Source organism: Secundilactobacillus muriivasis, assembly GCF_054785195.1.
Genome location: NZ_BAABMI010000086.1, coordinates 1 through 10,216 on the forward strand (window position 1 = coordinate 1; position 10,216 = coordinate 10,216).

Annotated in this window: 9 protein-coding genes and 2 pseudogenes; 5 read left to right on the forward strand and 6 right to left on the reverse strand. The window is 39.3% G+C overall.

Annotated elements, in window-relative coordinates:
* Positions 1 to 457 precede the first annotated feature (457 nt).
* Together ACYVR3_RS15420 and ACYVR3_RS15425 are read left to right on the forward strand one after the other, a co-directional pair.
* Positions 458 to 1,270: a ParA family protein gene (locus ACYVR3_RS15420; RefSeq protein ID WP_147781539.1), complete on the forward strand. Its 813-nt coding sequence runs from the start codon at positions 458 to 460 to the stop codon at positions 1,268 to 1,270.
* Between the two features lie 3 nt (positions 1,271 to 1,273).
* Positions 1,274 to 1,630: a hypothetical protein gene (locus ACYVR3_RS15425; RefSeq protein ID WP_024526904.1), complete on the forward strand. Its 357-nt coding sequence runs from the start codon at positions 1,274 to 1,276 to the stop codon at positions 1,628 to 1,630.
* A gap of 184 nt (positions 1,631 to 1,814) precedes the next feature.
* Here the strand turns inward: ACYVR3_RS15425 and ACYVR3_RS15430 are convergent, their stop codons facing one another.
* The 6 genes and pseudogenes from ACYVR3_RS15430 to ACYVR3_RS15455 form a co-directional block, all read right to left on the reverse strand.
* Entirely contained in the window at positions 1,815 to 2,168 is a 354-nt protein-coding gene (locus ACYVR3_RS15430) for an IS3 family transposase (protein WP_262352330.1), read from the reverse strand.
* A gap of 129 nt (positions 2,169 to 2,297) precedes the next feature.
* Entirely contained in the window at positions 2,298 to 2,885 is a 588-nt protein-coding gene (locus ACYVR3_RS15435) for a recombinase family protein (RefSeq protein WP_003596518.1), read from the reverse strand.
* Between the two features lie 254 nt (positions 2,886 to 3,139).
* Entirely contained in the window at positions 3,140 to 3,391 is a 252-nt protein-coding gene (locus ACYVR3_RS15440) for a transposase (RefSeq protein ID WP_089109983.1), read from the reverse strand.
* 821 nt (positions 3,392 to 4,212) lie between these two features.
* Positions 4,213 to 4,533 (reverse strand): annotated as a pseudogene (locus ACYVR3_RS15445) (putative immunity/bacteriocin fusion bifunctional protein); the annotation flags it as partial.
* 167 nt (positions 4,534 to 4,700) lie between these two features.
* Complete coding sequence (locus ACYVR3_RS15450) at positions 4,701 to 4,967, reverse strand: hypothetical protein (protein WP_089110010.1); 267 nt, start codon at positions 4,965 to 4,967, stop codon at positions 4,701 to 4,703.
* Positions 4,968 to 4,999: 32 nt separating this feature from the next.
* Positions 5,000 to 5,425: a thioredoxin family protein gene (locus ACYVR3_RS15455; RefSeq protein WP_034529862.1), complete on the reverse strand. Its 426-nt coding sequence runs from the start codon at positions 5,423 to 5,425 to the stop codon at positions 5,000 to 5,002.
* A 186-nt stretch (positions 5,426 to 5,611) separates the two neighbouring features.
* Between ACYVR3_RS15455 and ACYVR3_RS15460 the strand changes: the two are divergent.
* From ACYVR3_RS15460 to ACYVR3_RS15470, 3 genes and pseudogenes are all read left to right on the forward strand, one after another.
* Positions 5,612 to 6,532: pseudogene (locus ACYVR3_RS15460) on the forward strand (IS30 family transposase).
* Positions 6,533 to 6,823: 291 nt separating this feature from the next.
* Positions 6,824 to 9,991, forward strand: a complete 3,168-nt coding sequence (locus ACYVR3_RS15465) for a type I restriction endonuclease subunit R, EcoR124 family (protein WP_461244944.1) — start codon at positions 6,824 to 6,826, stop codon at positions 9,989 to 9,991.
* 13 nt (positions 9,992 to 10,004) lie between these two features.
* Positions 10,005 to 10,216, forward strand: a 212-nt coding sequence (locus tag ACYVR3_RS15470) for a type I restriction-modification system subunit M N-terminal domain-containing protein (RefSeq protein ID WP_461244945.1), incomplete at its 3' end; no start/stop codon positions are given.

The window sequence follows — 10,216 nt, forward strand, 5'->3', positions numbered from 1 at the left end:
AACGTGTCCCCTTGGATTTAGACCCCAGCTTGTCCCCTAGGGCTTTAAAAATCGCACCGGCCATGATATAATAGTCATTAAATAACGATGACTTTTATGTGGCGCTCACCGATGCCAGTCGGTGGGTGTTTTTTTATGTTCTATTTTATGTCTAAATAATATCTCAATAGCAAGAATAAGTAAAGGCACTTTTTACATAGTTCTATAGAACTATGTAATCTATAATTCTATAAATCTATAGTTCTATAAATCTATAGATGTTCATTTCTATAGTTCTATAAATCTATAGTTCTATAGAGCTGCTATGTCGGCAATATTCGCTATTTATTAGAACTATAGATCTATAGTTCTATAGTTCTATAGATATTAATTTCTATAGTTCTATAGATTTGAATAAAATTTTCTATAGAATTTTATTTTTTTGTGCTATAATTTTTCCCAAAAGGATGTGTCTATGTTGACCACAACTATTACAACCGGGAATTTTAAAGGTGGAGTTGGAAAAACAACTAATGCTGTTATGATTGCTTACACCTTATCTAATAGAGGGAAAAAATCCTTAATAGTAGATCTTGATCCACAAGCTAATGCTACAGACTTGCTGTTTACAACAATGAGCCAAGTGTATGGAACTAAACCTGATTTTAGCGAAACGCTTGAAGTTGCTTTAAAAAAAGGTAGTTTAGAAAATGCAATTGTTCATGTAAATGATAACTTAGATTTACTTCCTTCGGATGATGATTTACAGAACTATGATAAATTTCTAAGCTCTTCGTTTCCTGATGACTACACACAAGATCATTATTTCTCTAAACTATTATCAAAAATTTCAAGTAAATATGATTTTGTAATATTAGACGTTCCCCCACAATTAAACAAATTTACTGATTCCGCTTTGGTTGCAAGTGATTACGTTATTGTTATTTTGCAAACCCAAGAGCGCTCATTGCGAGGGGCAGAAACATACGTTAAGCACTTATTGCAAATCAAAGACGATTACTCTCTCGACATTGATTTGTTAGGCGTTTTACCTGTCTTACAACAAAACGGAAATGATTTAGATTTAGACGTTATCGAAGATGCAACTACAAGCTTCGGCAATGCAAACATGTTTAAACAAAAGGTGCGTCAGATGGCTAGACTAAAACGATTTGATCGCACTGGTATAACAAATAATGCTAGCCATGACATAAACGACAGAAGGGTTCACTATCTTTATGATTTGGTTGTAGATGAATTATTAGAACGTTTAAAATTGATTAGAGGTTAAAAAATGACTGCTAACGATAAAATGGGATTAGGTGCTTTTGGAGAAACTAGAAAGAATAAAACCACACGACCTCAGAAAATTGAGCCACAAAAATTTGAAGAACAACACAGAAGCATGCCAAATGACCAAGTACTAATTAAGCCAAAACGTAGATTGACAGCAAAAGATACTCCAAAGTCTGTCCAGGCACAATTAGACACTCATATGGCCATAAAGCAAATAGCTACCATTGAAAATAAGCGAAACTATGAGGTTCTCAACGAAATCGTTGAAAGCTATGTTCAAAATATGCCGAACCAAAGCAAAAAATTGGTAATAGATAGTGTTAGAGCTGTTCAACAAAATATGCGAGATTTTTAAATATCTATAGATCTATAGTTCTATAGAATGGACGTCTTGTATAACTGCAAAATTAACGAATAACACCACGCGCGCTCAGACAACACGTTCAGCTTTTAGACGTATACTTGTCCGTTTAAATGAAGCAGAATGCACACAAAAAAGCCACCCACCTGAAGTGAACCCACAAGTTTGGACAACTAAATTAAGCTGCTAACTGATTGGCAAGTTCTCGGTATTGTACCGGTGACTTGCCTTTTAGTTTGGTCCTGATTCTACGGTTATTATAAAATTCAATCCATTCAGTCATCGCTTGCGCGAGACTTTCTGAATTTTCGAAGTGTTCATCCATCATCTCTGCTTTCATGAGATGAAAAAATGATTCCATGGCGGCGTTATCTAAGCAAGTCGCCTTACGGGACATACTCTGAAAGGTATGATGAGTTTTAAGCGTTTTTTGCCACTGTTTATGTTGATACTGAAATCCTTGATCTGTGTGTACCGTTGTTCTATAAGGAAGCTCAGGTAATCCATCTAATGCTTCTTTTAGTGGTTTCAACGCAAATTCAAGAGTTGGGTGTGCGCTAATGTTAAATGGTAGATTGTAAAATTAATCCGACCGCTGTTCGGATTAAATTTGCAATCTACCAAACACCCTCCAAAAATATAAGTAAAGAAAATAGGGTCCCTATTTTCTTTTAATACCGTATTTCACACGGTATCGAATAAAGGTCGTCCGTTTAATACCTGTATTTCGGGACACATCAATGTCACTCATGCCAGCTCGATAAAGCTTAAAAGCATGTTGCAAACGGGGATCATCTTTGGCATATTGGGGTTTGCGCCCATGATATTTACCCTGCTGCTTAGCTAAGGCAATCCCTTGTTGCTGGCGCTCAATGATTCGCTTACGTTCACTTTCGGCCTGATACTTATAGAGTTCAATAATCAAGTTGGTCATCAGTTGACGTAAATTTGGGTCAGCAATCCCTGTCATGGACGGCAAATTTAACACATCTAGGGTGGCACCCTTATTTTGAATGGAGTTCATGATCTTAGTCAAATCATGGTTGTTTCTGCCTAAGCGATCTAATTCAGTGACCATTACAATATCACCCTCACGAATATAGGCCAGCATTTTTTGCAGTTCTGGCCGATTAGTGTTAGCCCCACTTAATTTATCCGTAAATAATTTATCAACGTCTTTTAAAGCCGCTAACTGTCGATCTAAATGTTGCTCCTTGGAACTCACACGCGCATAACCGATTTTAGCCATTTCCAATTCTCCTTTTGGACAGTTCTAATGAACACTTGTAATTCCTAGTATAGCACAGAAATAAAAAAGACCATTAGGGTATACCCTAATGGCCTTTTCTAAAAGCTGTTTCAGATCTTTGTCTTCCAGACTTCTTTTTGAGGGCCTGTGGGCTTTATAGCGATAGTAATGCGCTCTTGAAACCCCGATGACTCGCCACATCTTAGTTACCTGGTAATTTTGGCTTTCTTGTTGGATATAATCAAAGATATCGGTTATCTCTGCGCAAGGAAGCCGAGGGCTTTTTTTAGGATTTCGTTCTCCTCAGACAGGGAAGCCAGCCGCTTTTCCATCGCTTTAATTTCGTCTGGCGATTTACCGGATTGAGTTTTGGCTTGGCCCTGGATCCACTTATGAACGGTTGAATAGCCAATGCCATATTCTCTGGCCAGTTGGGCGGCTGATTCGCCTTGTTTATATAGGTTGATGATGTTTTGTTTGAATTCTTTGTCGTAACGAGTTGGCATGTAAAAATTCCTTCCTTTTGAGAGACGATTTATTCATTATACGCTCTCTTAAAAGTTGTCTCAGGAATCAGCTTACATCCAACTTGAAAAGAGTACCTTACAACGGACAATTACCATTATTGTTATGGTGATGGGGATTATCACGCTGCTGGCGACCTTGGGGCTATTAATGTGGGTTATTGTACCGATGGTGCTGCACGGATCCGGCCTTAAGTCGATTTGGGACACTTGGCACCCTGAATTAACGGGTTGGGGCGCCGTTAGATGTATTGGGGCGATACTTACTAGCTTTTTGGTGATTTGTATCGAGCTGTTAGTGATCGGATTGCCAACCGTGATTGCGATTAAAATAATGGAATTTGTTGATAAATCGGATAGATAGGAAAACGCATAGCAAGACATTCAAATATTGGGTATTTTTTCAAAGCACGCAGGTAAACTTTAAAAGTTAACATAGTTCCAATGTAGACTTTTATCTTGCGGACAATGTAAAAGTCTACATTGGAACTTTTTTATAAATCATCTTTAATTTCTTGAAGTGTAGCATTAGAACTTGTAATTTATCTTTAGATAGGTTTTATTTATCAATGAGAATTACCTTTCTTAATTCGATATACAAGGATCCAGAAAGGTAATGCAATTAGAACAGTGCCAATTAACGGAATAAATGAATATAAAACAGCTGCGCATGTATAGTTATTTTGATAAATAACAAAATATAATAGAGCACCTGCAGAAACAATTATTCCCGAAATGGGTAAACTTTTAGTCGTGTAAAAGAGTAAATTTTTCTCATATTTTTTCATAAAAATTGCCTCTTATTAATGATTCATTGCACATGCACCTTCTGATGCAGCGCCACACACGACAGCGCAAGCTAAACCTGCGATGCCATTTACGGCAGCCCAAACTGCACAATAGGAACCACAAGCTAACACACCAGCCATACCGCATGAAAATTCTTTGCCATGAAATTTAAAATGCTTTGTCTTTTTTTTCGCCAGAATATTAATTTGATTCAGTTCATTGTTTGAGGCGGAAAATTCGGTTTTTGGTGATGTGCTCTTAGTAGTACCTTGCTCAGCAGAGAAGCTTACAACCTTATTATTGCTCTTATCAACAACCGTTTGAGTTAATATTGTAGTATTTTTGTCATTATTTTTTTAAACATTATAAACAACATCCGTTGATATAGAAGGATCTACTGAGGATGTTGCACGATAATTATATGGTGTGACTGCGTCTTGGTCATTGGTATAACCACGTTTTTTTATATTATTTAAATAGTTATTTATTTTCTCACTTTTATTTAAATTTTTATATTATTTAAATAGTTATTTATTTTCTCACTTTTATTTAAATTAGAAACATCTTGCTGTGCATTGCTTGAGCTCAAAGACGAAACCTTTGCACTCAAGTTTGAATATTTAAGCTCTGTATTTAAATTATGGTAATAAGATCCAACTCTAGTTTTAGCCGAACCATTAATTGGGAATAAGAACGAGCCAAGTAATACAGTAACTGAGCACATTAGTAGTCCGATAAATATTTTTTTAAAATGTTTTGCCTTACTCATAATCAACAACTCCTCTAATTTTTAAGGAACCCTTATTGTAAGAACTTGTCTACTACTGAAATTTTGGATTCTCCAACTAAACGTGTAACCTCATGGGTGCCATTGTATTTTATTAAAGTTGGTATAGCATTTACATGCAGTCCCTTTAATTTTTTATAGCTAGAATTAGGTTCGTTAGCTAAATCGACTTTAAAGATTTCCTTGTTAGGATGCTTAGCAATAGCTTGTCGGTAAATCTTTTTCATTTTTTGACAATGAATGCAGTATCTAGAAGCATAGAGGACATACGTTATCTTTCTTTTCTTTTGTTTGAGCAATTTTAATGCGGTGGTTAATTTTACATTCACCACTTTTCCTTCTGACTTTGCGAGCACTGTACTTGGAAGTAAAAACATGAGGCTGATTCCTATTACGAACAAGCAAAAACTGCTTAAAACTGTTATTTTTCGTTTTTTCATAAAAAGCCTCCTCAACACATAAAATCGATGTTAAAACAATCAATATATGCTACATGCTCATAATATCATAATTAATTTTGTTTGTGGCAAATTCTATAATTAATCCGAACAAAAATAAAAAAAGGCCCAAAGCAATCTCTTACAATGGTAGTAGTTAATTCCAACCAGCTATAAGGAGTGATTACTTTGGGTACTTCTACTTTATCACGTTTTCAACGTGGTGCGCTAGCTCAACTGGTCAGTGAAGGCCATCATACTTACCAAGATATGGCTGACGCCTTAGGCGTTGCCAAATCAACTATTAGCTATGAATTAGATCGGGTCAAACCCTATGATCCCGAATTAGCGCAACAAGACGCAGATCATAAAAGGCGGGCTTGTGGTCGCCATTCAATTCTAACGCCATCATTGACAATTTTAATTACCAACCACCTACGTTTAACTTGGTCACCAGAAGCGATTGCGACAGCTTTTAACCTGAGCACCGCTTCAATTTATAACTGGCTTAAGCTTGGCTGGTTACCTTTCAACTTGGCTGATCTACCTAATCGAAATGTCCGACAGCGCCGAGCTAATGAGCATCGTGGCACATTTACAAGTGGGACTTCCATTGAACAACGACCAAAATCTGTCAATCAGCGATTAGCTTTTGGTCATTGGGAAGTCGATACGGTACTTTCTAGCCGAGGTCAGTCACAAGCATGTTTGGTCACTTTTGTAGAACGTAAAACCCGGCTTCTATGGGCTATCAAAGCCCCTAATCGCACCGCCAAGGCCTTAAATGATACCTTTGGAAAGTTTATGGGGACCTTCGGTTCCCAAGTGAAATCTATAACTGTTGATCATGGTAAGGAGTTTGCCGATTATCGATCCATAGAACAAGACTATCAGATTAAAGTTTATTTTTGTCACCCGTATTCACCATGAGAACGGGGATCCAATGAATATTTCAATCGACGGTTACGTTGGTTTTTCCCGAAAAAGACTAACTTTGACCAGATAACGACTGATGAAATCCTGGCAGCACTTGAGCTTATTAATCAACGACCATTAAAAATCCATCATCAACAGACTGCCATTGAAAGTTTCCGGGCTTGTTCGGATTAAACTTGTAATTTGCCTTATATTAGTTATATTGTTGATAAGAGCGAGACATATCGCAAGCAAGAACATCACGAAATGTATTCTTAAATTTGCGTTATGAGAACCATAATAAATTTATTGGAACAGCTCTCTCGAATTTAAGGGGTTGATTAATATTAGTTTCCTATTTTTTAGTTATTTATCTATTCCAGCTTTATTCTATCCCGGCTATATTAAATTATGAAGCCTAAACGTCAAGCGGTTCGCGTATAATAAACTAGTGAGTAATTTAAAAGTGGGGGAAGGACTGTCTTTATGTTGGAACTGTCGTTTGAAAAAGAAGTTGTTAAAACCTTAACGACCGGAAGTAACCAATGGGTGGAACGAAAAGACCTATATGGTGCGACACCGGATCAATTGTGGGCTAATTTTCGCGATAAATTAAACAACAATAACTATGCCAAATTGCAGGGACGCCCTTTAACGGATACTGAATTTAATCAAGTCAAACGGGCGATTGAAGTCCGAACACCTTACGAAGCGGCTAAATTATTAGCCGCCGAAAATGGCATTGGCAAAGTTGAAGTTGAACGTGATGATGCTAAGCTGGGCACGGTGACGCTGGAGTTGTTTTGGAAAGCGGACGTCGCTGGCGGTAAATCTAGTTATGAAGTGGTGCGGCAAGCGGTCCGGCAACGGTTAGCTGGTACTCAAGACGTCGATCCTGATCGCCGCTTTGACGTAACCCTATTGATTAATGGGTTACCCTTAATTCAATTGGAACTAAAAAAAGCCACGGTCGAACTTAACCAGGCGTTTAATCAAATTGAAAAATACGCGCAAGAAGGTAAATATACGGGGATTTACTCGCTGCTGCAAATGTTTGTGATCATGACGCCGGATAGTACGGCGTATTTTGCGAATGCCGAACCGGATCATTTCAATAAAGCCTTTTTGTTCAATTGGCGAACGCGGGATAATCACCCCGTGGAAAACGGCTTAGCGTTTACGCGCCAAGTCCTTAATATTCCCATGGCCCACAAAATGGTCAGTGAATATACGGTCATCGACCAAGAACGTCAGAGCTTAATTCTCTTACGGCCTTATCAGATTTATGCGATTGAAGCCGTGATGCACCGGATTCATGACCATCAGGATGGTTTCATTTGGCATACCACGGGTTCTGGTACAACACTCACCTCATATAAAACCGCTAAATTAGCTGCGCAAGATCCTGGTGTGGATAAGGTCATCTTTTTAGTTGACCGGCGGGATTTAGATGAACAGACAACTAGCAACTTTAGTGCCTATGCTGCCAATGATGATATTGCCATTAACGAAGCGCAAAATACCGGTGATTTAATGCGTAAGTTGCAACAAAATGACGGTAAGGTCTTGGTTACCTCGATTCAAAAACTCCATCGGGCGGTCAAAAAAACGCAAGCCCAGTTGGCAACCGGTAAGCAATCCCGCTTTAGCAAGACTTTAAAGCAACGGGTGATCTTCTTTGTTGACGAAGCCCACCGGTCGCAGTTTGGTAAGATGCAAAAGGAAATTCGGGACGCGTTTGTCAATAGTAATTGGTATGGTTACACCGGCACTCCCATCTTTAATGAAAATAAGAAACAGCTCAAGGGTGATCTAGCGGTTACCACTGAGGAACTATTTGGTAAAGTCTGTCATGTTTATAACTTGCGAGACGCCTTAGAGGATCAAGCCGTGTTACCGTTTAACGTGGAACACGTAACGACGATTGGGAAAGACACGTTAATAACCCGGGCCCTCGAAAAAGAAACTCAGCGCGTCAAAGCGCGTCGTGATAAGCAAGGCCGCCTGCTGAGTATGGCTGATGAAGCGAAAATTCAAGCCAAGATTCAAGCGATGTCAGTCAAGGACTTGGAAGAAACGTATTTAACTCCGGCTGACTTTGAGACTGATGAACATATTAACCAAGTTGTTCAATATATTTTACAAAAAGGCCCACGTAAAACCAGCTTGGGGCATGGCAACTACAATGCGATTTTAACCACCAGCTCCATTGAAATGGCGCAACGCTATTATCAAGCCTTTAAAGCCGCGAAAAAGACTACTCACAATCAGCTAGATCCTGATTGGCCCCGAATTGCGATTACTTATTCATTAAGTGAAAACGAAGATCAGAGTGCGCACAAACATGACCAAATGGCCACCATTTTAAAGGATTATAATCAGCAGTATCATACTAATTTTGATTTAGCCGATTTGAATCTCTATAACGAAGATGTCGCAAAACGGGCTGCCCGGCGTGAGGCGGTCTTTGCTCATTTGAAAACCGATCAAGAAATTAATTTAGTGATTGTCGTACGCCGTTTATTAACAGGCTTTGATGCCCCTCGGCTAAACACGCTCTTTGTTGACCGCACCTTAGCCTATCAAGAACTTATTCAAGCCTACTCACGCACCAACCGGCTCCAAAACCGGGAATTAAAACAAGAAGGCCAAATTGTGACCTTTCGGGTACCGGCAATCATGGAAGCTAATGAACGTGAAGCTTACAAGTTATATAGTGGCGAAGGCTCTTTTAATGTCATCATTCGTCCCACTTATCAGCAGGCCGTCTTAAAATTTCAAAAGGCCGTGGACGATTTAAAAACCATTGCCCCGACGCCGACGGCGGCCGATGACCTGAAAGGAACTACTGCCAAGGTGCAATTTGTGAAAGCATTTCGCCAAGTGAATCAGCAATTGAACTCGCTATCCATGTACAACGATTTCACTTGGAAAAATAGTGAAAAGGCCTTTGGTATCGCTCAGCCCGAAGTAGAATCCTATACGGGTAAATATCTGCGGATTAAAGCGGCGGTTACTAACCAAGAGCCTGAGAAAGTCCCCGAAGAATTAGCTGCCTTAGACTTTTCCCTAGCCGTTGGTTCAGTCGTCTTGGTGGATTATGATTATTTGACGCAATTAATTCAAGATTGGATTGATGAGCAGCAACAGTACACGACACCTGATCAAGCCCAAGCCCATATGACGGATTACCTGCAAAATAGTGCCAAAGTACAGGCTAGTTTGAATAAATTAGCGGAAACACAACCGCAACAGGCCCAGTTAATTCGCGAAGCCATGCCTTATATTGAGCAACAAATGCAACAGTTTCAGCAACAGAGTGACCAAAATCAAGCACCAGTAGCGTTGAATGCTCGGGAGTTGGTGGCTGATTATGCCCAGAGACAATTGGTTAAAAAAACGTCGGTATTCGCCCACACGTGGGGCTTAGATCAAACAGCCCTATTGCGGGTGGCGCGTGAACACACCGTGGGTACCGATGAATGGCATCATGAACAAGAATTAACGCAGTCAGCGAATTTAGCAGCGGCCTTACAAGCTCAAACTGCCGCTGGGCCGAAGATTCCAGCTATTTTGCCACTATACCGGATTAAGTCCCAGGCCGCTTGGCGGCAGTTTATTGAACACGATTTAGCAATTTATCTACAAAAATAAGTGAGGTTAAACAATGTCAGAAAAAACAACGCAAGCTAGTCAGCTTGAAAGCGCCCTATGGAATGCGGCCGATGTCTTACGTGGGAAAATGGACGCTTCTGAATATAAAAATTATTTATTAGGGTTAATTTTTTATCGGTTCCTATCTGAGAAAACCTTGACGACCTTTAGTGAATGGGCGGGTGAAACCGAAAATGTCACTCAGAAATATGCCCAGTATATGGA